At 60.9% G+C, this 23,268-nt stretch carries 21 protein-coding genes; 8 read left to right on the top strand and 13 right to left on the bottom strand.

The annotated features are described in order from the left end of the window. Positions 1–150: 150 nt before the first annotated feature. The 4 genes from gcvP to ACR0BF_RS10805 form a co-directional block, all read right to left on the bottom strand. Complete coding sequence (gene gcvP / locus ACR0BF_RS10820; RefSeq protein WP_480605527.1) at positions 151–3,006, bottom strand: aminomethyl-transferring glycine dehydrogenase; 2,856 nt, start codon at positions 3,004–3,006, stop codon at positions 151–153. Between the two features lie 113 nt (positions 3,007–3,119). After that, positions 3,120–3,485, bottom strand: a complete 366-nt coding sequence (gene gcvH / locus ACR0BF_RS10815) for a glycine cleavage system protein GcvH (protein ID WP_480474211.1) — start codon at positions 3,483–3,485, stop codon at positions 3,120–3,122. A gap of 18 nt (positions 3,486–3,503) precedes the next feature. Beyond that, entirely contained in the window at positions 3,504–4,598 is a 1,095-nt protein-coding gene (gene gcvT, locus ACR0BF_RS10810) for a glycine cleavage system aminomethyltransferase GcvT (RefSeq protein WP_480624888.1), read from the bottom strand. Between the two features lie 288 nt (positions 4,599–4,886). Beyond that, positions 4,887–6,083: a Zn-dependent hydrolase gene (locus ACR0BF_RS10805; RefSeq protein WP_480624887.1), complete on the bottom strand. Its 1,197-nt coding sequence runs from the start codon at positions 6,081–6,083 to the stop codon at positions 4,887–4,889. A 139-nt stretch (positions 6,084–6,222) separates the two neighbouring features. Between ACR0BF_RS10805 and ACR0BF_RS10800 the strand changes: the two genes are divergently transcribed. The 4 genes from ACR0BF_RS10800 to ACR0BF_RS10785 are packed head-to-tail and all read left to right on the top strand — an operon-like array spanning position 6,223 to position 9,725. Continuing rightward, complete coding sequence (locus ACR0BF_RS10800) at positions 6,223–6,873, top strand: histidine phosphatase family protein (RefSeq protein WP_480624886.1); 651 nt, start codon at positions 6,223–6,225, stop codon at positions 6,871–6,873. 21 nt (positions 6,874–6,894) lie between these two features. Then, complete coding sequence (locus ACR0BF_RS10795) at positions 6,895–7,509, top strand: glutathione S-transferase family protein (protein ID WP_480624885.1); 615 nt, start codon at positions 6,895–6,897, stop codon at positions 7,507–7,509. A 14-nt stretch (positions 7,510–7,523) separates the two neighbouring features. Then, positions 7,524–8,579, top strand: coding sequence for a saccharopine dehydrogenase (locus ACR0BF_RS10790; protein ID WP_480493926.1), 1,056 nt, complete (start codon positions 7,524–7,526; stop codon positions 8,577–8,579). A 3-nt stretch (positions 8,580–8,582) separates the two neighbouring features. Then, complete coding sequence (locus tag ACR0BF_RS10785; RefSeq protein WP_480624884.1) at positions 8,583–9,725, top strand: saccharopine dehydrogenase family protein; 1,143 nt, start codon at positions 8,583–8,585, stop codon at positions 9,723–9,725. A gap of 94 nt (positions 9,726–9,819) precedes the next feature. Here the strand turns inward: ACR0BF_RS10785 and ACR0BF_RS10780 are convergent, their stop codons facing one another. The 3 genes from ACR0BF_RS10780 to ACR0BF_RS10770 all read right to left on the bottom strand — a co-directional run bounded on the left by ACR0BF_RS10780 (position 9,820) and on the right by ACR0BF_RS10770 (position 10,851). Next, positions 9,820–10,023 (bottom strand): DUF1127 domain-containing protein, encoded by a 204-nt coding sequence (locus ACR0BF_RS10780; protein ID WP_480474216.1) that lies wholly within the window; start codon positions 10,021–10,023, stop codon positions 9,820–9,822. Between the two features lie 37 nt (positions 10,024–10,060). Next, on the bottom strand, positions 10,061–10,288 hold the full coding sequence (locus tag ACR0BF_RS10775; protein ID WP_480474217.1) for a DUF1127 domain-containing protein: 228 nt from the start codon (positions 10,286–10,288) through the stop codon (positions 10,061–10,063). A gap of 245 nt (positions 10,289–10,533) precedes the next feature. After that, entirely contained in the window at positions 10,534–10,851 is a 318-nt protein-coding gene (locus ACR0BF_RS10770) for a DUF3775 domain-containing protein (protein WP_209505065.1), read from the bottom strand. Between the two features lie 151 nt (positions 10,852–11,002). On the opposite strand from ACR0BF_RS10770, the gene ACR0BF_RS10765 reads away from it, so the two are divergent. Further along, a complete protein-coding gene (locus ACR0BF_RS10765; protein ID WP_480517947.1) occupies positions 11,003–11,659 on the top strand; it encodes a sigma-70 family RNA polymerase sigma factor in 657 nt (218 codons plus the stop codon). Positions 11,660–11,669: 10 nt separating this feature from the next. Next, on the top strand, positions 11,670–12,320 hold the full coding sequence (locus ACR0BF_RS10760) for a ChrR family anti-sigma-E factor (RefSeq protein ID WP_480554421.1): 651 nt from the start codon (positions 11,670–11,672) through the stop codon (positions 12,318–12,320). Between the two features lie 63 nt (positions 12,321–12,383). Here the strand turns inward: ACR0BF_RS10760 and ACR0BF_RS10755 are convergent, their stop codons facing one another. The 6 genes from ACR0BF_RS10755 to ACR0BF_RS10730 all read right to left on the bottom strand — a co-directional run bounded on the left by ACR0BF_RS10755 (position 12,384) and on the right by ACR0BF_RS10730 (position 19,685). Then, on the bottom strand, positions 12,384–13,613 hold the full coding sequence (locus tag ACR0BF_RS10755) for a DNA recombination protein RmuC (RefSeq protein WP_480517951.1): 1,230 nt from the start codon (positions 13,611–13,613) through the stop codon (positions 12,384–12,386). 52 nt (positions 13,614–13,665) lie between these two features. After that, on the bottom strand, positions 13,666–15,528 hold the full coding sequence (gene mutL / locus ACR0BF_RS10750; RefSeq protein ID WP_480493930.1) for a DNA mismatch repair endonuclease MutL: 1,863 nt from the start codon (positions 15,526–15,528) through the stop codon (positions 13,666–13,668). A gap of 261 nt (positions 15,529–15,789) precedes the next feature. After that, positions 15,790–16,719 carry a metal ABC transporter permease gene (locus tag ACR0BF_RS10745; protein WP_480474222.1) on the bottom strand — a complete coding sequence of 310 codons (930 nt, stop codon included), beginning with the start codon at positions 16,717–16,719 and terminating at the stop codon, positions 15,790–15,792. Beyond that, positions 16,716–17,921 (bottom strand): metal ABC transporter permease, encoded by a 1,206-nt coding sequence (locus ACR0BF_RS10740; protein ID WP_480493931.1) that lies wholly within the window; start codon positions 17,919–17,921, stop codon positions 16,716–16,718. The genes ACR0BF_RS10745 and ACR0BF_RS10740 overlap by 4 nt, the downstream gene beginning before the upstream one ends. 3 nt (positions 17,922–17,924) lie before the next feature. Further along, positions 17,925–18,728 carry a metal ABC transporter ATP-binding protein gene (locus ACR0BF_RS10735; protein ID WP_480517955.1) on the bottom strand — a complete coding sequence of 268 codons (804 nt, stop codon included), beginning with the start codon at positions 18,726–18,728 and terminating at the stop codon, positions 17,925–17,927. A gap of 3 nt (positions 18,729–18,731) precedes the next feature. Continuing rightward, positions 18,732–19,685 carry a metal ABC transporter solute-binding protein, Zn/Mn family gene (locus tag ACR0BF_RS10730; protein ID WP_480624883.1) on the bottom strand — a complete coding sequence of 318 codons (954 nt, stop codon included), beginning with the start codon at positions 19,683–19,685 and terminating at the stop codon, positions 18,732–18,734. A gap of 198 nt (positions 19,686–19,883) precedes the next feature. Here ACR0BF_RS10730 and deoC point away from each other — a divergent pair, with 198 nt between their 5' ends. Both deoC and ACR0BF_RS10720 read left to right on the top strand, forming a co-directional pair. Continuing rightward, positions 19,884–20,882: a deoxyribose-phosphate aldolase gene (deoC, locus tag ACR0BF_RS10725; RefSeq protein ID WP_480474226.1), complete on the top strand. Its 999-nt coding sequence runs from the start codon at positions 19,884–19,886 to the stop codon at positions 20,880–20,882. 47 nt (positions 20,883–20,929) lie between these two features. Then, positions 20,930–23,263: an aldehyde dehydrogenase family protein gene (locus ACR0BF_RS10720; RefSeq protein ID WP_480624882.1), complete on the top strand. Its 2,334-nt coding sequence runs from the start codon at positions 20,930–20,932 to the stop codon at positions 23,261–23,263. Positions 23,264–23,268: the final 5 nt, after the last annotated feature.

Raw genomic sequence — 23,268 nt, 5'->3', positions numbered from 1 at the left:
CCACGGACAGACCTAGGGGGCCTTCGCACCTGCAGCAAGCAGAAAAGACGCTTTACCGGGTGAAAACGACATCTGAAACGGGCACAAATCAGAACACGCGTTTCCGATTGGCGAAAAACCCCGCCGATGTTTCGGCGGGGTTGGGTTATGTTACTCTGCGGCGTCTTCGTATGCGTCCATGGGTGGGCATGTGCAGACGAGGTTTCGGTCGCCGTATGCGTTGTCGACGCGGTTGACGGGGGACCAGTATTTGTCGACGCCCATGGAGCCCGGAGGGAAGCAGGCCTGTTCGCGGGTGTAGGGGCGGTCCCAGTCGCCGACCAGATCACGCACCGTGTGAGGGGCGTTTTTCAGCGGGTTGTTTTCCGCGTCGATCTTGCCGTCGATGATGTCCTGCGCTTCCGAGCGGATCGAGAGCATGGCGTCGCAGAAACGGTCGAGCTCGTCCTTGGGTTCGGATTCGGTGGGCTCGACCATCAGGGTTCCGGCCACCGGCCAGCTCATCGTGGGGGCGTGGAAGCCTGAATCGACCAGACGCTTGGCCACATCGTCGACGGTGACATGCGCCGCCTCATCCAGCGGTCTTGTGTCGAGGATGCATTCATGCGCCACCCGGCCCGTTTCCGACGTGTAGAGGATCGGATAGGCGTCCTTGAGCCGCGCCGCGATGTAGTTGGCGTTCAGGATCGCCACTTTGGTGGCCTGCGTCAGCCCCGCACCGCCCATCAGCAGCACATAGGCCCATGAGACGGGAAGGATCGAGGGCGAGCCGAATGGGGCCGCCGAGACCGGACCCACGGCGGTGCCATATTCCGGGTGGCCCGGCAGATGCTCGGCCAGATGCGCCTTGACGCCGATCGGACCCATGCCGGGGCCGCCACCGCCATGCGGGATGCAGAAGGTCTTGTGCAGGTTCAGGTGGCTGACATCGCCGCCAATGTCACCGGGGCGCGACAGGCCGACCATGGCGTTCATGTTGGCGCCGTCGATATAGACCTGACCGCCGTGATCATGGGTGATCTGGCAGACCTCCTGCACGGTGGTCTCGAACACGCCATGGGTCGAGGGGTAGGTGATCATGCAGGCGGCCAGATGGTCCGAATGCTTTTCCGCCTTTTCGCGGAAGTCAGTCAGATCGATGTTGCCCTTGTCATCCGATTTCACCGGCACAACCTGCCAGCCCACCATCTGCGCCGAAGCCGGGTTGGTGCCATGGGCCGAGGTCGGGATCAGGCAGACATTGCGCTGCCCTTCGCCACGGGCGAAGTGATAGTTGCGGATGGTCAGAAGGCCCGCATATTCGCCCTGCGCGCCCGAGTTGGGCTGCTGGCTGATTGCGTCATAGCCGGTGATCTGGCACAGCTTGTCGTTCAGGTCCGCAATCATCTCGTGATAGCCCCGCGCCTGATCTTCGGGCACGAAGGGATGCAGGTTGCCGAACTCGGGCCAGGTGACCGGGATCATCTCGATCGTGGCGTTCAGCTTCATGGTGCACGAGCCCAGCGGGATCATCGCCCGGTCCAGCGCCAGATCGCGGTCGGCCAGACGGCGCATATAGCGGGTGATCTCGGCCTCGGCCCGGTTCTTGTGGAAGATCGGGTGGGTCAGGTACTCGCTTTCGCGCAGCGCGTAATCCGGCAGGCGGTATTGCTTGTTCGAGCTGTCATCCTTGCGGTCGATGCCGAAGGCACCCCAGACCGCCTCGATGGTTTCGGGGCGGGTCTGTTCGTCCAGGCTGATGCCCACGCGGGTCTCGCCGACCTTGCGCAGGTTGACGCCACGGGCCACGGCGGCCTCCATCACCACGTTCTGCAGGTGGCCGACCTCGACCGTGATGGTGTCGAAGAACACTTCGGGTTCCACCGCAAAGCCCGCCTCTTCCAGACCGGCGGCCAGGCGCGAGGTCTTGCGGTGCACCGATTGCGCGATCGCCTTGATGCCGTCGGGTCCGTGATAGACCGCATACATCGAGGCAATGACCGCCAGCAGCGCCTGCGCGGTGCAGACGTTCGAGTTCGCCTTTTCGCGGCGGATGTGCTGCTCGCGGGTCTGCAGCGCCAGGCGGTAGGCCTTGTTGCCGCGGCTGTCGATGCTGACCCCGATGATCCGGCCCGGCATCGAGCGCTTCAGCTTGTCGGTGGTCGCCATATACGCGGCGTGCGGGCCGCCATAACCCATCGGCACGCCAAAGCGCTGGGTCGAGCCGATGGCGATATCCGCGCCCATCTCGCCGGGGGATTTCAGCAGCGCCAGCGACAGGATGTCGGCGGCGACAACGGCGATGGCGTTATGTTCATGCAGCGCCGCGATCTCGTTCGTGAAGTCGCGCACATGGCCATGGGTGCCCGGATACTGGAAGATTGCACCAAAGACGGCACCTGCATCCAGCTGATCGGGATCGCCCACCTGCACGTCGATGCCCAGCGGCTCGGCGCGGGTTTTGATGACCGCGATGGTCTGCGGATGGCAGTTGCGGTCGACGAAGAAGGCCGCGTTATTGGCCTTGGACCGGCCGCCGCGCTTGGCCATTGCCATGGCTTCTGCCGCGGCAGTGGCTTCGTCCAGCAGCGAGGCGTTGGCCACATCGAGCCCGGTCAGGTCGCTGACCATGGTCTGGAAGTTTAGCAGCGCTTCGAGCCGGCCCTGGCTGATCTCGGGCTGATAGGGCGTGTAAGCGGTGTACCAGGCCGGGTTTTCCAGGATGTTGCGCAGGATCGGCGCCGGGGTGGTGGTGCCGTAATAGCCCTGACCGATCAGCGAGGTCAGAACCTTGTTCTTGCCCGCCACCTGCTTCATGTGAAAGAGCGCATCGCGTTCCGTCATCGCCGGGCCCCAGTCCAGCGGCTCCTTCTGCCGGATCGCGGGCGGGACGGTGGCGTCGATCAGCTGGTCCAGCGTCTTGAAGCCGATCACCTGCAGCATGTCGCGCATCTCGGTGGGCGACGGGCCGATGTGGCGGCGATTGGCGAAGTCATAGGCTTCGTAGTCGGTCAGTTTGAAGGCCATTGCAGCGCTCCTCAAAGAATGTCTCGCCCGGCCGCTCTGGCAGATGCCTCCGGCGGGAGTATTTGGAAAAAGATGAAGCGGGGAGCCCCGGTCTCTGGGGCTCCGGGCCGGATTTAGCCGATGAAGGCCTTGTAGCCGGCTTCGTCCATCAGATCTTCCAGCTGCGCGGCATCGGCGATCTTGATCTTGTAGATCCAGGCCTCGCCTTCGGGGTCGTCGTTCAGCGCGCCGGGATTGTCGGCCAGCGCCTCGTTCACCTCGATAATCTCACCATCAACCGGCGCGTAAAGCTCGGAGGCGGCCTTGACGGATTCGATCACGCCGATCTCGCTGTCCTTGTCGAACTCGTCGCCCACTTCCTGCTGCTCGACAAAGACCACCTCACCCAGCTGCTCGGCCGCGTGTTTGGTGATGCCCAGCGTGGCCGTGTCGCCTTCGACCGCCAGCCATTCATGCTCTTCGGAATAATAGGTTGCCATGGTGTCTCTCTCCTGACTTCAACGCTTGTAATTCTGTTTGACGAAGGGCAGCGCCACGATCTGCGCCGGTTGCGCCTTGCCCCGGATGATCAGGTTGACCTTCTCGCCCGGCTCGCCATGGCCCGCGGACACATAGCCCATTGCAACCGGGCCGCCGACCGTGGGGCCAAAGCTGCCCGAGGTGATCTGACCGATGGTGTTGCCCTCAAGGCATTGCACCTCGACCCCCTGACGCGCGGGCGCGCGGCCGTCGGGCTTGATGCCCACCAGCTTGCGCGCAGGCCCCTCGGCCAGTTCGCGCTGCACACGTTCCGCACCCGGAAAGCCGCCTTCTTCCTTGCGGCGTTTCTGCATCGCCCAGCCAAGGCCGGCCTCGACCGGCGAGGTGCTCTGGTCAATGTCATTGCCGTACAGGCACAGACCCGCCTCCAGCCGCAGGCTGTCGCGCGCGCCCAGACCCGCCGGTTCGCAATCCTCATGCGCCAGGAACGCCCGGGTAATCTCGATCGCCTTGTCTTCGGGGATCGAGATCTCGTACCCGTCCTCACCCGTGTAGCCCAGCCGCGAGATGCGGCATTCGACACCCAGGATGTCAGCAATCGTGGTTTCCATGAACTTGAGGTCGCACGCCGCAGGGCAGAGCGCGCCCACCACGTCCTCGGCCTTGGGACCTTGCACGGCCACCAGCGCGCGGTCGAAGATCTCGGTCACTTCGACACCTTCGAGATTGTCGCGCATATGCGGAATGTCCTGATGGCGCAGCGCCGCGTTCACGACCACAAAGTAATGATCCCCCGCATTCGACACGATCAGGTCATCCATGATCCCGCCTTCGGCATTGGTGAAGAACCCGTACCGCGCCTTGCCGTCCTTCAGCGTCGCAAAAGCCTGCGGGCACAGAGCTTCCAGCTTCGCGCCCACATTCTCGCCCCGCAAAATCACCTGACCCATATGCGACACATCAAACAACGCCGCCTTCTCGCGGCACTGCTTATGCTCGCCCATGATCCCCAGCGGATACTGAACTGGCATCTCCCACCCGGCAAAATCAACCATCTTGCCGCCCAACTCAACGTGAAGCCCATACAACGGCGTGCGTCTAATCTCGGTCATCTTGGATACCTTTTCGTATCTTTCGGTTTCGAACGCATTCCCGTCAGTCTGCCCCACGCTATCAATTTTGCAAGGATTCCGGTCAACTTGCGAAACAGAGTACCGCCTGTGGGACAAGTCTGTATACGGGCGTATGCATCCTTTGCGTTCCTATAGGAAACTTTTTTCCGTTAGGCAACATTGGTCTTTTGACTTTTGCATGGGTTTGCCGATCACAGTTTCGAGCGCGACGATAACACCAGACAAACCAACCGCAATGGCCTGTAAAAACAGTATTTTACCCGCACCTTATCGCACCCGCCCTTCAAGTGACTGCACTGCGAGATCCAGCACCCTCAGCCCGGCCACAAGATCGCTTTCGGCGGTATCTTCGGAAAAATCGTGGCTTATACCGTTGATTGAGGGCACAAACAGCATCGCAACAGGCATCAGGCGCGACACGTTTGTGGCATCGTGCAGCGCGCCCGACGGCATCCTGCGCCACCTGCCGGGGGCCACCTGTTCGGCACCGTGTTCCAGCGCCACGCGCAGGGTCTGATCCATCGTGACAGGTTCCAACCCAAGCAAAGGGCCGTAGGTCAATACCATGTCCCGTTCCCTGGCTACTTCCTGGGCTGAGGTACGGATGATCTCCTCCATCCGCGACAGCCGATCCGGATCGCCATCGCGCCACTGCATCGAGAACCGCGCCCGACCCGGCACGATGGACGACGCATTGGGGTGAAGGTCGACCCGCCCGATGGTCCAGACGGTTTGCGGTGTCACCACGTTGCGAAACCGTTCGTTGAGGCGCGTGCTGAACAGTGACAACGCCTGAAACGCATCGCGGCGCAAATGCATCGGCGTGGTGCCCGCGTGATTCTGCTGCCCTTCGAAAGTGACCGACATGTCCCGGATGCCGACGATATCGGTAACGACGCCGATCTGCTCGTTCGCAGCGTCCAGAGAGGGGCCCTGTTCGATATGCATCTCGACAAAGCCACTGAACCGCGCGGGATCGACAAAACCCTGCGACAGGTTCGCCATGGAAGATCTGGCCTCACCAAAGCTGACGCCGGCACCGTCGGTCAACACATCGGCCTTGTCCAGCGGCAGACCGCCGGACCAGACCGCCGAGCCCGTGGTCACACCGAACCGGCCTTCTTCATCCTGAAAACTGACGACCGAGATCGGCTGGTCGCTGGACCGCGCGATCTCCAGCGCGGCAATCACGCCGAGCGCGCCGTCCAGCCAGCCGCCTTCGGGCTGGCTGTCGGAATGCGACCCCATGAGCAGAGAACGGCCAGGCGCCAGCCCGAACAGGTTGCCGACCGGGTCGAAATGCGGTGTCAGACCTGCGTCGGCCATACGGTCCGCCAGCCATTGGCGCGCCGCGATATCCGCTTTTGAATAGGCCGGGCGGATGACTCCTTTGCCCACACCCGAGGCACCGAATTCACGCAGCTTGTGCAGATCATCCAGAAAACGCGTGTGATCGACGGCCATGAATCCCTCCGGGCGCAGTTGGTCAGGGCGACCATAGCCAGAAACCGGACAGCTGCGAATGTTTTTCCGGCGAGATCAAGAAACCCCTCTGGTCCCGGCAAGGAACCTGCCCTAAGACTTCGGCGCAAGAGGGAGCGACATGTCACATATCACATTGGTGCGCCACGGGCAGGCAAACACGACAGCGCGCGACGAAGCAAGCTATGACAAGCTGAGCGATCTGGGCCATCAACAGGCCCGCTGGCTGGGCGCGCATCTGCGTGACACCCGCAGCCACTATACACGCGTCTATTGTGGCACCCTGACCCGCCACACCGAGACGGTCACCAGCATGGGATTGACCGATTCTGTCTACGACGCACGGCTGAACGAGATCGAGTATTTCACCCTTGCACAGTTATTCGAAGAACAGCATGGCGTCGAAATCCCGACCGATCGAGAGGGATTTGTCGAACACTTGCCCAAAACCTTCGCGGCCTGGGCCAGCGGAAAGATCGAGAACGCTCCGGAAACCTTCGAGGCGTTTGAAGCCCGCGTCCGCGATGCGCTGCACGAGATCGGGACCGAGGGCGGACCGGCCATCGTCGTGACCTCGGGCGGGTTGATCTCGATGGTGGTGCGGCAGGCGATGGGGTTGGACATCCCGTCGATGGCGCGGGTGGCCCTTGCCATCATGAACACGTCGATGCATCGTCTGCACCCGATTGGCGCGCAGCTGAGCCCGGTCCTGTTCAATGCGGTGCCGCATCTGGAAGCACCTGACCGGCAGTTTGCGCAGACCCACCTGTAGGAAGCAGATTGGAGATCCCCGATGCAGCTTTATTACGCACCCCGAACCATCTCGGTCGCTGTTGCGATTGCTCTGGAAGAGGCCGGACTGGACTATGAAGCAATCAAGCTGGACTTTGCCGATGGGGAACAGACAAAACCGGCCTACAAGCAGATCAATCCCAAGGGGCGCGTTCCGGCGCTGGTGGTCGATGGCGGCATCCTGACCGAGACCGGCGCGTTGCTGGAATATATTGCGGTCAAGGCACCCGAGGCCGGGTTGGTACCAGCTGATCCGGTCATGGCCGCCCGCATGCGTGAGGTAATGTTCTATCTGGCCTCGACCATGCATGTGAACCACGCCCACAAGCTGCGCGGGCATCGCTGGGCCGATAAGAAATCCAGCTGGAAAGACATGACGGACAAGGTCGCGCAGACGATGACTGCATCTTGCGACTATATCTCGTCAAACGGGCTGCGCGGGCCGTTTGTTCTGGGGGACGCGTTCTCTCTGGCCGATGCCTATCTTTATGTGGTTTGCAGCTGGCTGGAAGGCGACGGCGTCGATGTCTCGGCCTTTCCCAGGATCATCGCCTTCCGCGAGGCGATGGAGGCACGGCCTTCGGTTCAGGCGGTGCGCGCTGCCGGGATGCTCTGACAAAAGGAACTAAGATGACACATCTCTGGGTCAGGGCGGAACAGCGCCCGAACGAGGAACGGGTGGGGCTGACACCCGAAGGAGCCGCAGCACTGATCGCCGCAGGTATCCGCGTGACGGTTGAGGAAAGCCATGTCCGCGCCATTCCGATTGATGGCTACAAGGACGCTGGCTGTGCAATCGCGGCTGAGAATTCGTGGCCCGAGGCCCCGCTGGATGCGATCATCTTTGGCCTCAAGGAACTGCCCGAAGATGGCACCCCCCTGCCCCATCGCCACATCATGTTCGGCCATGCCTATAAGGGCCAGCATTCGGGTCGTGCGCTGCTGGAGCGGTTCAAGGCCGGGGGCGGCACGCTTTATGATCTGGAATATCTGGTGAGCGAAGATGGCCGCCGCGTTGCCGCCTTTGGTTACTGGGCCGGGTATGCCGGTGCTGCGGTAACGCTCAAGACGTGGGCGGCACAGCAACGGGGCGAGGCATGCCCGCCGGTTGGGGTGTATGCAGGCAAAGACGTTCTGAACTCTGAATTGCTGGCCGAGTTGGACGCCACCGGAGCCCCACGCCCCCGCGCCATCGTGATCGGTGCACTGGGTCGCGTGGGTACGGGGGCCGCAGACCTGTGCGACGCGATGGGCGTCGACGTCACCAAATGGGACATGGCGGAAACCGCCAGCGGCGGACCGTTTCCGGAAATTCTGGACCACGACCTGTTCCTGAACTGCATCTTCGCGCGCCCCGGAACCCCGGTCTTTGTTCCGCGTGAGGCGTTGACTGCCCCGCGCAACCTGACTGCTATCGGCGATGTCGCCTGCGACCCGGACAGTGATTACAACCCGGTGCCGGTCTATGACCGTGCAACCACATGGGACGCGCCCGCTTTGCGCGTGGCAACCGATCCGGTGATGGACGTGATGGCCATCGATAACCTGCCGTCGATGCTGCCGGTCGAAAGTTCGGAAGATTATGCGGCACAGCTTTTGCCGTCGCTTCTGACCCTGACCGATCTGGACAGCGGCGTCTGGGGTCGGGCAGAAGCAACTTACAAAACACATATCGAAGGGATCTGAGCGATGACGATTCACTGGTGTGGCACCGGCCTGTCGGCCATCCCCGGCCTGCGCCGCCTGATCGAGGGCCGTCACAAGGTCACTGTCTGGAACCGGACGGTCGAAAAAGCCAGGGCCGAGGTTGGGGACCTGACCAACGATATTCGCGCCTTCGACATCGACGCTCTGGGTGATGTGCTCGAGAAGGGCGACGTGATAGTGTCCATGCTGCCGGGCGACTGGCACGTACCACTGGCGGAACTGGCGATTGCGAAACAGGCCAATTTCGTTTCGTCATCGTATATCGCGCCCGAAATGCGCGAACTGGACGACAAGGCGCGCGAGGCCGGTGTGGCGCTGGTCAACGAAGTTGGTCTGGATCCGGGCATCGACCACCTGATGGCCCATGCACTGGTCGATGACTATCGCGCCTCGGATGCGTTCGATCCGCAAAACCACCTGAGCTTTATTTCGTATTGCGGTGGCATTCCCAAGATCCCGAACCCGTTCCGCTACAAGTTCAGCTGGTCGCCGATGGGTGTGCTCAAGGCGCTGCGGTCGCCGTCGAAGTCGATCCGCGACTATGCCCCGCTGGACGTTGCCCGTCCGTGGGATGCGATCAGCAGCTATATCGCGCCGCTGCCAACGCCGGAAAGTTTCGAGGTCTATCCCAACCGCGACTCGATCCCGTTCAAGGCGCGGTACCAGTTCGAGGATCACTGGCCAGTCAGAGAATTCGTCCGCGGCACCCTGCGCCTGAACGGTTGGGCGGATGCGTGGTCGGATGTGTTCCGTGAAATCGAAACCCTGTCGGGTCCGGAAGGGGATGCGCGTCTGAAAGAGATGTCTGACCAGTTCTGGAGCGAAAACGCCTATGACGAAGGTGAGCCCGACCGCGTTGTGCTGTGTGTTGGACTGAAAGCCGAGAAAGACGGCGTTCCTGTATGGCACAAGACCTATGTCATGGACGCCTGGGGCGATGAGCGCGGCACAGCAATGGCGCGTCTGGTATCGATCCCGGTTTCACTTGCCGTCGAGGCCGTTTTGAACCGCGCCATCCCGGCAGGCGTTCACGCAGCCCCGAGCGACCCAAAACTAGTACAGGGCTGGATGGCCGAGATCGACAGGTTGGCCCAGCACTTGCAGATCGTGGATCATACGGCCTGATCGCACGAAAAAAGCCATTCCAGAGTTTCTGGAATGGCTTTCATTGTTCTTCTTCAGGCATGGTAAACTCGTCTGGATTTCTCTGAAGGTATCTTCAGATATAGCGCTCGATGGTGTCTTCGACATCGCTGCGGTTGATGCCAAGCTCTGCCAGCTGATGGTCGGTCAGGCCGTTCAGATGCTGAGCGGCCCGAACGATATCCGGGCTGATGGCTCGAATGCGCATGGCGCGATCAAACAGCAACAAGGCGCTGGCGGCCGGGGTCGGTTGATTGGTTGAGGGGATAAAGTCAAACATACTGATTACCTCACGCAAGGGTTGCGAAACTTTCGGGTCACTGCTGGTAGGGTGCGTTGTGATACACGCTGTGATAAGCGCGCCGACGGATCTGGTCGCGGGGAATGCCGATATCGTTCAGCTGCTTGTCGCTGAGCTTTTCCAGCTTCCGAACGGTTTTTGAGAAAATCTGACGTCGGAAATGTTCAACTTTTGCGTCGGCATATTTGGCAAAGAGGCCGTCCAAGAGGCCCTTATGAGTGTCAATCGTCTGTGCATGGGTCATTGCTGGTTCCTCCGAAATTTGAGTTGCTTGGTTGTGATAGCTTCAAATAAGGGAGGTCACCGTTAAGGCCGCCAGTCGGAATCATTAAAGTTTGTTGAGATGACGCGTGCAGCTATTCGCGGCCGGTCCGCCCTACCTGTTCCTCACTTACAGGAGTGCCCGCGCAGCGGAAGGCGCGTTGGCCTTGGTATCCGACGCTGGCGACCAACGCACAAGTCTGTTTTTGGGTGATGCCGCCGAAGGGCCTACATCAGATCGTTTTCTACGTCTTCCGCAGATATTCCCAGTGCGTCCAGACCATTCTCAAGGTGGTCAGACATGTGCGGTGTTCCGATCAGGTAGTCTGCACAGGGGGTCGAAGCCTCGGACTTGGCGGTGGCGATGGCCTCGGCCAGATCTTCCGCGAAAAAGCTCTCGCGCCCGATCCACATGATGGCAACCAGTTCGGCCTGCTCGTCTTCGCTCATGCGGTCGATGAATGCCCGCAACTCGCCCTCGGCCCGGTTCAGTTCGCGGCCCATCATGGCGACCTGGGCGACTTTTCTTGCCGAGATTTCCAACATCTCTTCCACTCCTCGTGTTCGCGGTTGTTACGCCATCACAACCACCGACAGCGGCCTGCGTCTTTGATCTTGAACAAACAAGTGGATCAGCGCCGCGATCGAAATGTCCCAATAAAGTGATCCGGCTTGGGGCGTGCGCCGTAATGTGGTTATGTTTACCCAGACCAATACAGCGACCTTGGACGGACCAGCGGTTGAAACACCCGCCCCTCAACCTTGGCGCATCAACAAACACATCAAGGGTAGGCGGGTGAACGACATCAACGGCAAGCGCGAGACCAGGGCCGAATGGGTGGACCACGTCAGACGCATCCGGGATGCGCAGGATCAGGCGGCATTTGCCGATCTGTTCCAGCACTTCGCGCCGCGTATCAAGGCCTTTCTGATGAAGTCAGGGGCTGATGCCGCCATGGCAGAAGAGTGCGCGCAAGAGGTGATGGCGACCTTGTGGCACAAGGCCCACCTGTTCGATCCGACGCGTGCCACTGTGGCCACGTGGGTGTTCACCATCGCACGGAACAAGCGCATTGACGTGCTGCGCAAGCAACGCCGTCCTGAACCCGAGGATCTGGGTTGGGGTCCCGAGGCAGAGCCCGATCAGGATGACGTCATCGCGCTGCAACAGGAAACCGCGCAACTGCGCACCGCCTTGCAGGCGTTACCGGATGCGCAGCGGGACCTGATCGAGAAGGCGTATTTCGGCGACCTGAGTCACCGGGAAATAGCGTCACAAACCGGATTGCCACTGGGAACTATCAAGTCACGGATACGGCTGGCGCTGGATCGCTTGCGCCACGCGATGAATTGAGATGAGTAAGATGAACAAGTTGATCAAACATCACCTGATAGATGACCTGCTGATGGCCTATGCCGCAGGCAACCTGCCCGAAGCCTTCGATCTGATGGTCGCCACGCATCTGTCCCTATGCGACCACTGCCGTGCGCGCGCAGAAAGCTATGACGCCGTTGGCGGGCAAGTTCTTGACAAGCAGAGTGAGGCAGTCAGCATGAGCGAAACCTCTCTGGCGGCCACGATGGCTTTGATCGCCAAGGGTGCTCCGGCGCCCAAGCCCGTTCGCCCGGGATGTGCAGTTCTGCCGGCCCCGTTGCAGGATTACGTGGGTGGAACAGTCAAGGACATCCGCTGGAGGCCGATTGGCATGGGCGTCAAACAGGCGATCCTGCCGACCACTAAAGACGCCACCGCCCGATTGCTGTTCATCCCAGCCGGTGCCGCCGTACCGGATCATGGCCATAACGGCATGGAGCTGACAATGGTTCTGCAAGGGGCTTTCTCGGACGAGGTTGACCGCTTTGCCCGCGGCGATGTCGAGATCGCTGACGAGGATCTTGAACATACGCCTGTGGCGGATATCTCGGAAGACTGCATTTGTCTGGCGGTTACGGATGCGCCGCTGAAATTCAACAAGCTGATGCCGCGCCTGTTCCAGCCCTTTCTGCGTATCTGAACGCTTGCAGGCGCTGGCCCATCAGAACCGGCCCGGTGCCGGTTCAGTTTTTCAACAGGATCCTCAGCCTTCGTGACGCGCCAGAGGTACAACCTCTGTTTCAGTATCGGGCGCGATTTCTTCGAAGTCGAAATTATCCAACCGCTGCGCCCGGCGGCCGGCCTTTTCGGCACTGATCTTGATTTCCGAGATATCCTTGGCCGCCTGACCGAAGTGACGGTCGAGGTTTGAAACGCGGTCACCCAGACGGTCCACATCCTTGTGCAGCAATCCCAGTTCTTTGCGGATCGCACCGGCCTGTTCACGCATGCGCGCATCTTTAAGGATCGCCCGCATCGTGTTCAGCGTGGCCATGCAGGTGGTGGGAGAGACGATCCAGACCCGTGCGGAGAACCCTTCGCGCACCACATCGGGCAGGCGGGCGTGCAGCTCGGCATAGATCGCTTCGGACGGGACGAACATCAGGGCACCGTCAGCGGTTTCCCCTTCGAGGATGTATTTCTCGGAAATGGCCTTGATATGCACTTTCACGGCAGCGCCAAAAGCCCGCAGGCATCTTTCAACATCTGCCTTGGTCTGCGCGGCGGCAAGTGCTTCGAAATCCTCAAGCGGGAATTTCGCGTCAATCACGATCGGGCCAGGCGGGTTAGGCAGATGCACCAGGCAATCCGCGCGCCTGCCGTTCGACAAGGTGGCTTGCAGCGAATAGCTGTCCGCGGGCAGTGCCTTGGACACGATATCGTTCAGCTGAATCTCACCAAACATCCCGCGCCGCTGCTTGTTCGACAGGATATCCTGAAGGCTGAGAACATCGCCCGAAAGTTTCGTGATATTGTCCTGCGCCTTGTCGATGGCGGCCAGACGTTCCTGCAGCTGCGTCAGTGATGTCGCCGTCTGTTTTGACGAACCGTGCAGGGTTTCCTTCATCCGTTCCTGCATCTCGGCCAGCGCGCGGGCCGATTTCATCGCGTTATCCGCTAGCCGGTCATTCATCTGCTGCTGGACCGAGGACAAGCGTGCCTCGACCGTCTGGATCACCTGTACCTGCGCGTTGGCTTGCGTGTCCGAAACATGCTGCAAGCCGCCGCGCAACTGTTCCTGCCCCTGCCCCAGCTGCTGCACATGCTGACCCAGAAGCGCCATCTGCCGCGCCAGCGGTTCCGCCATCCGGGCCGAGCGATTAGCGGCGCGCAACGACAGGAACAGCAGTAGCAGGATCAGCGCAACTGTTCCGCCCACGATAAGAACAACCGGGTCATCCAGTGCATATTCTGTTCCTGCAATCTTGATCATGTCGCCTCGAATGTTCTTGTTTTATTCTTACTAACCTGCAGTGGCCAATGGATCAACTGCGCCCGAACAGGCGTTCGATGTCGCTTAGCTTCAGTTCCACATATGTTGGTCGCCCGTGATTGCACTGGCCGGAATGCGGCGTCGCCTCCATCTCGCGCAGCAGCGCGTTCATTTCCTCGGCCCGCATACGGCGGCCGGACCGAACCGAGCCGTGGCAGGCAACCCGGCTGAGAATCGCCTCGATCCTTGCCTGCACCATCTGGCTTTCGCCCTGTTCGGCCAGTTCGTCGAGGATATCCAGGATCATCGCGCGCGCATCGACCTCGCCCAGAATGGCCGGGGTTTCGCGCACGGCAATGGCGCCTCCGCCAAAGGGTTCGATGGTCAGCCCCAAACGGGACAGGTCATCACAGACAGCCATCAGACGGGCGCAGTCACCTTCGGACAACTCAACAATCTCAGGGATCAAAAGCGCCTGCGCCGCAACGCCCGTCTTGGCCATCTGTGTTTTCAGCTTTTCATAGACCAGCCGTTCATGCGCGGCGTGCTGATCAACGATCACCATTCCATCGGCAGTCTGGGCGATGATGTAGTTTTCATGCACCTGTCCGCGCGCGGCGCCCAGTGGAAGATTCTGGGCATCAGGCTCCTGACCCTGCGAAGCGGGTGCAACCGGGATCGGATCGACAATGCTGCCGCTGTAATCATGCGCCAGTTCCGCAAAACCCGGAGCCTGTGCCCGGTACGCAGCCTGGCGCGCTGCAGGCGACGGGCGATCCATCTGATAGACCCGCGCTGGTGCAGACTGCGCGGGTTCCGGTCGCATTGCACCCAAGGTCGCATTGGCCACGGTCGAGGACGCGCGATGCCCGGCCTCTGCCAATGCGTGGCGCAGGCTGGATACGATAAGCCCGCGCGCAACGCCGGGATCGCGGAACCGGACCTCGGACTTGGCAGGGTGAACGTTCACGTCAACCAATGTCGGGTCGCAGTCGATGAACAATGCCGCAGCCGGGTGACGGTCCCGGCTTAGGAAATCGAAATAAGCCGCCCGTAAAGCGCCGGTCAGCATCTTGTCGCGCACGGGACGCCCGTTGACAAAAAGGTACTGCGCCACCGCAGCGCCACGGGAATAGGTCGGCAGGGCCGCATAGCCAAAAAGCCTGAGGCCGTCGCGCGAGGCATCGACCCGCAGCGCATTCTCAGCAAACTCGCGCCCGATCACACGGGCAAGACGGGCGTGCAAGGCGTCAAACAGGTCGCCATTCTCGCGATCCGCGCGGAAGATCACGCGGCCTACGCCACCGCCCGAGACATCGCGCAGGGTAAATGTGACGGATGGCTCAGCCATCGCCAGCCGCTTCACCATGTCCGTGATCGCCTGCGCCTCGGCCCGATCGGTGCGCATGAATTTCAGCCGGGCGGGGGTGGCGAAGAACAGATCGCGCAGCTCGACCACCGTGCCCGCGCGCAGGGCGGCAGGCTTGACCGAACCCATCTTGCCACCCGCGACATGGATCTGCGCCGCATCCAGACCCGGCGCACGGCTGGTTATGGTCAGGCGTCCGACAGCCCCCAACGAAGGCAAGGCTTCGCCTCGAAACCCGAAGGTGTGGATATTCAGCAGATCCGATCCGTCGATCTTTGATGTGGCATGGCGCGACAGGGCAAGCGGCAAATCTTCAGCCGGGATACCGCACCCATCGTCGGTCACGCGGATCAGCGTCTTTCCCCCGTCGGCGATTTCGACGGCTACACGCGTGGCCCCGGCATCCAGTGCATTCTCGACCAGTTCCTTGACGGCCGAGGCCGGGCGTTCCACCACTTCACCCGCCGCAATACGGTTGATCGCAGCATCGTCAAGCTGTCTGATCACGGGGCGATTTTCGCTGATATTGGGGTTTGTCTGCGCCATACCCCTAGACCTAGCACAACCGCGCACGATTCTACCACCGGTTTGAGCATGTCTTCTGTTCGGAAAGGGGCACCCGGACAGCTGTGAATGAATCCCATTCCGTACCATCCGGGCGTACCAAAGTGAGTGGTGTGTTCAGCTAGTCAATGGGCAGCCCTCTAGCATGAGACTTCCCAAAAATCTGCTTAAGATTAACCTTAACGGCATCTGGGCAGAGTTTGGCCGATGACGCTCGGGCATCTGCGGCAGGAAAATGCCGTCTCAGGCTGATGTCTGAACACCAACACGTGTGCGGCATGGGCCAAACATGGCCGCCAGCGCCAGGATCAGCCCGGACATCGTTGCGATCATCCCTGCCGCACTGACCGCATCCGCTGCGCCCAGCCACAGGGGCCCGTATCCTGCCAGCACATACCCTGTCACGGCAGAGGTTATAGCGATCACGACGCTCCAGCCAATCTGCGCCTCAAGCCGGTTGGTCAGCATCCGCGCGGCTGCCGGAGGGCAGATAAACATCGCGATCACGATGATCGAGCCTACCGCGTCAAAAGCGGCAACCGCCGCGATAGCCGCAGTGATGACGAGCGCCATGCCCAGAAGTCCCGTGCGAATACCAATCGTGCGGGCGAAACCTTCGTCAAAGGTGGATATTTTCAGCGGTCGCCAGAACAGCCATGTAAACAGCATCACACCCACCAGTGTCAGCGCAATACGGGGCAGTTCCGGGGGCAATCCGGCAAGGGCCTGAGCGTCAAGCAACGAAGACCACCCGGTCGCGTCCAGCCAGATCAGGCTTTCGAGATTGCCATAAAGCGCATGTTCCACATCCAGATGCACGGTTGACGTATCCGTCTGCTCAAGCAGCAGAACGCCTGCCGCGAACATTGTGGTAAAGACCACGCCCATGGCGGCCCCGGGTTCGATCTGCCCCAGTCGGCGAATGGCCTCGATCAGGACAACAGCCAGAACCGCGGCCCCGGCCGCGCCCAACATCATCGGCCAAGTGGATATGGCACCTGTCAGCAGGAACGCAACAACGATACCCGGCAGCACCACATGGCTGATCGCATCGCCGATCAGCGCCTGTTTTCGCAACACAAGAAAGTTGCCGGGCAAGGCACAGGCGATGGCCGCAAATGTTCCGATCAGCAGCGGCGTCAGAGACAGCGGGACGAATTCTTCACCACTCATGCCGGTATCCCTTGCGGTCCGCCAATCTGGCGGTCGATCTCATCAATCTGGTCCCGTGTCAGAACGGTTTCGATATCGCGCAACCCGTCATAGAGCGCAGCTGTCGCCTCGTGCGCCTGATCGGCACGCACGATTTCCCATCGCTTTTCATCCCGCAGGGCTTTGGCCGCGCGGGCCTTGCCGGTGTCCGTCGCCACGCCATCCGCCCGGACCAGCCCGGCACGCCGCAGCAAACGCAAGGTCAGGGGCTCATAGATCTTCTGCCCTTGCGCCATCGCCAGAAGCCCCTGACGAATATGCACTCGGCGCTGAAACCGCAGATGCCGCAGCACTGCCGCCAGAACGCCGCGCATCGGGGCGAAGAAGAGGGAGGCGAGGAAAAAGGCAAAGCTGACCAGCACGATAATCGGGCCGGTTGGAAGATTGGGCGCAGATGCGGATATGGCAGCGCCGATATATCCGGCCAGACCACCGGCCAGCCCGGCCAACAGAACAACGCGTTCCGAGCGGTCAGACCAGAACCGGGCGGTCACTGCCGGAATGATCAGTAAAGCCACGATCAGGATCAGGCCGACGATTTTCAGGCCGACCACGGTCACGGCCATGACCAGCCCCATCATGGCCAGATCGATACGATGCACCGGCAACCCGCGCGCCGCTGCATATTCGGGGTCGAATGCGACAAGGGTCATCGGACGGCGGATGATCAGCACCAGAGCCAAGGTCAAGGCGCCACCAAGTGCGATGATCACCGCATCGGCCCACAGCATTCCGGCGGTCGAACCCAACAGGAAACCTTCCAGCCCGGCCTGACGGCCAACCCCCATGGTTTGGATGACCGTCAGCAGCACGATCCCAAAGCCGAAGAACACAGACAGGATCGCACCGATCGCGGCGTCCTCAGCCAGGCGGGTACGCCGTGTCAGCCAGTTCATGCACAACAGACCAACCCAGGCTGAAATTGCGGACCCAACCAGCAGGCCCGGCAGGTTGCGCCCGTCCCCGCCCAGAGCGACCAGCACCATGAATGCGATACAGACGCCCGGCAGGGTTGCATGGCTGATTGCGTCGCTGACAAGGGCGCGCTTGCGCAGAAACAGGAATGTCCCCGTTACGCCCGCCGACACGCCCAGCAATGTCGCACCGATGGCTACCAGCGTGGCGTTATAGCCAAGCTGAAGGGTCAGAGCATCCCAAAGCATGAGTTATCCCAGCGCGCGTGAAATCTGATCGATCTGTGCCGTTGCCAACCTGCCACCATAGGCCGATTGCAGCGTTTCGGCAGTGAACGCCTCGGCCACCGGCCCTTCGGCCACCTTGCGGGTGTTGATCAGGAAAACGTGGTCGAAATAGTCGGTCACGGTGGCCAGATCGTGATGCACGACAACGACTGTCTTACTGGACTCTTTCAGTGATTTCAGCACCGCGATGATGGCTTTTTCAGTAGCAGCGTCGACACCGGCAAACGGCTCGTCCAGCAGATACAGATCAGCATCCTGAGCCAGAGCACGCGCCAGAAACACACGCTGTTGCTGGCCACCGGACAGCTGGCCAATCTGGCGATCCGCGAAATCGCGCATTCCGACACGGTTCAGGCAATCCATCGCACGGGCCTTGTGGCGCGCGCGCAAGCGGCCCAACAGGCCCAGTTCACGCGACAGACCCATCAGAACCACGTCGATCACCCGTGTCGGGAAATCCCAGTCCACACTGGCACGTTGGGGAACATAGGCGACACGTGCGCGTTGCGAATTCAGCGGCTGACCAAATACTGTCACCTGCCCCGACAATGGCGTAACGATGCCCAGCGCCGCCTTGAGCAGCGTTGATTTTCCAGCGCCGTTTGGCCCGATAATGGCGGTCATCGCGCCGGGCGTAACCGTCATATCAACCGAAAAGACCGCAGGTTTCTGTCCGTAGGAAACCGTCAGCCCCCGCACAGCCAGAGGGCTGTTATCCAGGTTTTGTTCCTGGACCGTCACACCTTCGTTGCTGATCAGCCCCAGCATCTCTCAGAACCCCGCTGACAGTTTGCTGTTCATGCCGCGATCGGGAACTTCTCCGCCCAATGCGCCTGCGATGACGGTGATATTGTGATCCAGCATCCCGATGTAAGTGCCTTCGTAGGTGCCATCCTCGCCCATGGCGTCCGAGAACAACTCGCCCCCGACCTTCACCTCGTGCCCTTTGGCGGCGGCCCCTTCGATCAGCGCGCGGATCGACCGGTCAGAAACCGAGCTTTCGACGAAGACCGCCGTGATCCGGCGATCAACCAACAGGTCAACCAACTCTCCGATCCGGTTCAGGCCCGCCTCGGATTGGGTCGAGATGCCCTGAATGCCCAGAACCTCGAACCCGAAACTTTCGCCGAAATAGCCAAAGGCGTCGTGGGCGGTGACCAGAACCTTGTTGTGATCCGGTACCGAAGACAAGGTTTCCTCGGCATAGGCCGTCAGACGATCTATGTCCGCCAGATGGGCTTGTGCATTGGCGGCAAAAACCTCGGCTGCTTCGGGGCGGGCTTCGGTCAGGGCGCGCTGCACCTCCACAACAACCTCGCGCCACAGCACGGGCGTCATCCATAGATGCGGATCATACTTGTCGGCATAATTGTCGTGCGCGCGCAGCCTGGACTTGTCTACGCCTTCTGCAACCGCAATAACGGTCCGTTTCCGCTCAAGATCATGAAAGAAGTCTTCCATTTGCGCTTCGAGATACAGGCCGTGCCACAGAACCAGGTCTGCTCGGGTCATCGCCACAATATCGCTGCGCGTCTGGCGATAGGCATGGGGATCAACGCCGGGGCCCATAAGCCCTCTGACCTCAACCAGATCACCACCGACCTGACGCGCCGCATCTGCAATCATGCCCGTTGTGGCCACCACTTTCAGCGGTGCCCCGGCAAACGCCATGGCTGGCACCGAAAGGGCCAGAGCCAAAAGTGCAAGGTAATGCCGACGAATCATTTCCAACCTCGATTTGGATACGTGTTGGATCAAATATGAGAACCATTCGCAACTAAGTCAACGCTAATGAGAATTATTCGCAAGAAAACCTCTGTTATTTGTCCAAATGGTCAAAAATATTCGATCATTGCGCCGGAACACCTTCCATTCCCGGGCCACCCGTGCGATTTTGTCGCAAACCTCCCAAAGGACGTAACCATGGATACGCAGAGCTCAGAAAGCCCCGTGCGCACCGCGCATCTGCCGCAAGTGACCGAACCCCGGAACCCAGGAATGGAACTGGATCTGGACTGGGTGCGCGCCGTTCAGGCCAATACTTCCGCGATTGAACGCCGTGCGGCCACATTGCCGGGCCGCCGTTCGGTCAAGAAGGAATATCAGGCTGCGTGGCTGCTGAAAGCCATCACGATGATCGACCTGACCACGCTGTCGGGCGATGATACGGTGGGCCGTGTGCGCCGCTTGTGTGCGAAGGCCCGTCAGCCGGTTGCGCCTTCGGTTCTTCAGGCTCTGGACATGCCGCCGATCACGACAGGGGCGGTTTGCGTCTATCACGATATGATCGAAACCGCTGTGGACGCTTTGAAAGGCACTGGCATTCCGGTCGCTGCCGTGTCCACCGGCTTTCCCGCCGGCCTGTCCCCGTTCCATCTGCGCGTGGCCGAGATTGAGGAAAGCGTGAAAGCCGGGGCCGAGGAAATCGACATCGTGATTTCGCGCCGTCATGTGCTGTCAGGTGACTGGCAGGCCCTGTATGATGAGATGAAGGCGTTCCGCGTGGCTTGTGGCGATGCCCATGTCAAAGCCATTCTTGCGACCGGAGAATTGGGCAGCTTGCGCAATGTCGCGCGCGCCTCGCTGGTCTGCATGATGGCCGGGGCGGATTTCATCAAGACCTCGACAGGCAAGGAAAGCGTCAACGCCACCCTGCCCGTGTCGCTGGTAATGATCCGCGCGATCCGCGATTACTATGACCGCACTGGATATCGGGTCGGGTATAAACCTGCGGGTGGTATTTCGAAAGCTAAGGACGCGCTGGTTTATCTGTCGCTGATCAAGGACGAGCTGGGCGACCGCTGGCTGGAACCGGATCTGTTCCGCTTTGGCGCCTCGTCGTTGCTGGGCGATATCGAGCGGCAGTTGGAACACTATGTGACCGGGGCTTACTCGGCTGGTTACAGGCATTCGATGGGCTGAGCCCGTGGATATGTCTGGACAGTGAGTATTTGGGAAAAGATGAAGTCATGACAGTCAAAGAGATTTTTGAGACCATGGAATACGGCCCCGCCCCCGAAAGCGCCGCCGAGGCGCTGGCCTGGCTGGTCGATCAAGGCGACAAGTTCGGACACTATATCGATGGTGCGTTCACCAAGCCTGGCAAAGGGTTTGACAGCCGCAACCCTGCGACCGGGGAGGTTCTGGCGAAACTGACGCAGGCCAAGCAGGCCGACGTGGACGCCGCTGTAGCCGCCGCGCGCAAGGCTCAGCCGAATTGGGAGAAACTGGGCGGCGCGGGCCGTGCGCGGTATCTCTATGCAATTGCGCGCCTGCTGCAAAAGCATTCGCGTTTGTTTGCGGTGCTGGAAAGCCTCGACAACGGCAAACCGATCCGGGAATCGCGTGACATCGATATTCCGCTCGCGCAGCGGCATTTCTATTATCACGCCGGCATGGCGCAGCTGATGGAAAGCGAGCTGCCCGACGCCGAAGCGCTGGGTGTGTGCGGTCAGATCATTCCGTGGAACTTCCCCTTGCTGATGTTGGCGTGGAAGATCGCGCCTGCGCTGGCGATGGGGAATACGGTGGTTCTGAAACCGGCTGAATATACCTCGCTGACGGCGCTGTTGTTTGCCGATATCTGCACACAGGCCGGTCTGCCGAAAGGTGTCGTCAACATCGTCACCGGAGACGGTGCCGTGGGTGAGATGATCGTGGCCTCGGACGTAGACAAGATTGCCTTTACCGGCTCGACCTCGGTAGGCCGCAGTATTCGCGAGGCGACGGCGGGTTCGGGCAAGGAACTGACTTTGGAACTGGGCGGCAAGTCGGCCTATGTCGTGTTCGACGATGCCGATATCGATTCAGCCATCGAAGGGCTGGTGGATGCGATCTGGTTCAATCAGGGTCAGGTCTGTTGTGCGGGCTCGCGCCTACTGGTGCAGGAAGGCATCGCCGACCGTTTCCACGACAAGCTGCGCGCTCGGATGGACACGCTGCGCGTCGGCAATCCGCTGGATAAATGCATCGACGTGGGCGCAGTTGTGGACCCGGTTCAGTTGCAGACCATCAAGGGAATGGTCGAAAGCAACACTGCGGGCCATGTGCACCAAGCCGCCTGCGATCTTCCCGCAAACGGTTGCTATTACCCGCCGACACTGATCTCGGGGCTCGAGACCTCGGACCCGTTGATGCAGGAAGAGATCTTTGGCCCGGTGCTGGTGTCTTCGACTTTCCGCACACCGGAAGAGGCGGTCGAGCTGGCCAACAACACCCGGTATGGTCTGGCGGCGACTGTCTGGACCGAGAATGTGAACCTTGCGCTGGATATCGCGCCCAAGCTGGTTGCGGGCGTGGTTTGGGTGAATGCCACCAATCTGTTTGACGCCGCTGCCGGGTTCGGTGGGGTCCGCGAAAGCGGCTTTGGCCGCGAAGGCGGTTGGGAAGGGCTGAGCGCCTATATCAGACCCAAGGGTAAGGCCAAGCCGCTGACAAAGGTCGAGGCAGCCATGGGCGAAGGGGCCCCGGTCGACCCCATCGACCGCACCGCCAAGATGTATATCGGCGGCAAGCAGGCACGACCCGACAGCGGATATTCAAAACCCATCTGGGGCAAGTCCGGCCTGCTGGGCCATGTGGGTCTTGCCAACCGCAAGGACGTGCGCAACGCGGTCGAGGCTGCGGCAGGTGCAAAAGGCTGGTCCAAGACCACCGGCCATCTGCGGGCCCAGATTCTGTATTACATCGGCGAAAACCTCTCGGCCCGCGCTGGTGAGTTCGCGGCGCGGATCGACGCCATGACCGGCAGGAAAGACGGCGCGAAAGAAGTTGAGGCCTCGATCCAGCGCCTGTTCACTGCCGCGGCATGGGCCGACAAATATGACGGTCAGGTGCATGGCGTTCCGATCCGGGGCGTGGCCATCGCCATGAAGGAACCCGTTGGCGTGATCGGCGCGCTTTGTGCGGACGAGGCGCCGCTGCTGGGTCTGGTCTCGGCTATGGCGCCTGCGATTGCGATGGGCAACCGGACGGTTCTGGTGTCCAGCGAGCCCTACCCGCTGGCGGCGACGGATTTCTACCAGATCCTTGAGACTTCGGACGTGCCCGCTGGTGTGGTCAACATCCTGACCGGTAGTCATGCGGAACTGGCCAAACCCCTGGCCTCGCATCTGAATGTCGACGCTGTCTGGTCGTTCTCGTCCACCGACCTGTCGAAAGAGATCGAGGTCGTTTCAGCCGGGAACCTGAAACGGACCTGGGTCAATAACGCGACGGCATTTGATTGGAGCATGGACCATTCCCGCCGCTTCCTTCAGGCTGCAACCGAAGTGAAAAACATCTGGGTGCCCTACGGCGAGTAGGGCTC

This window comes from Ruegeria sp. AG7 (assembly GCF_056541545.1).
The sequence above is the reverse complement of the archived record's forward strand: the minus strand, read 5'-3'. Positions and strand labels throughout refer to the sequence as shown.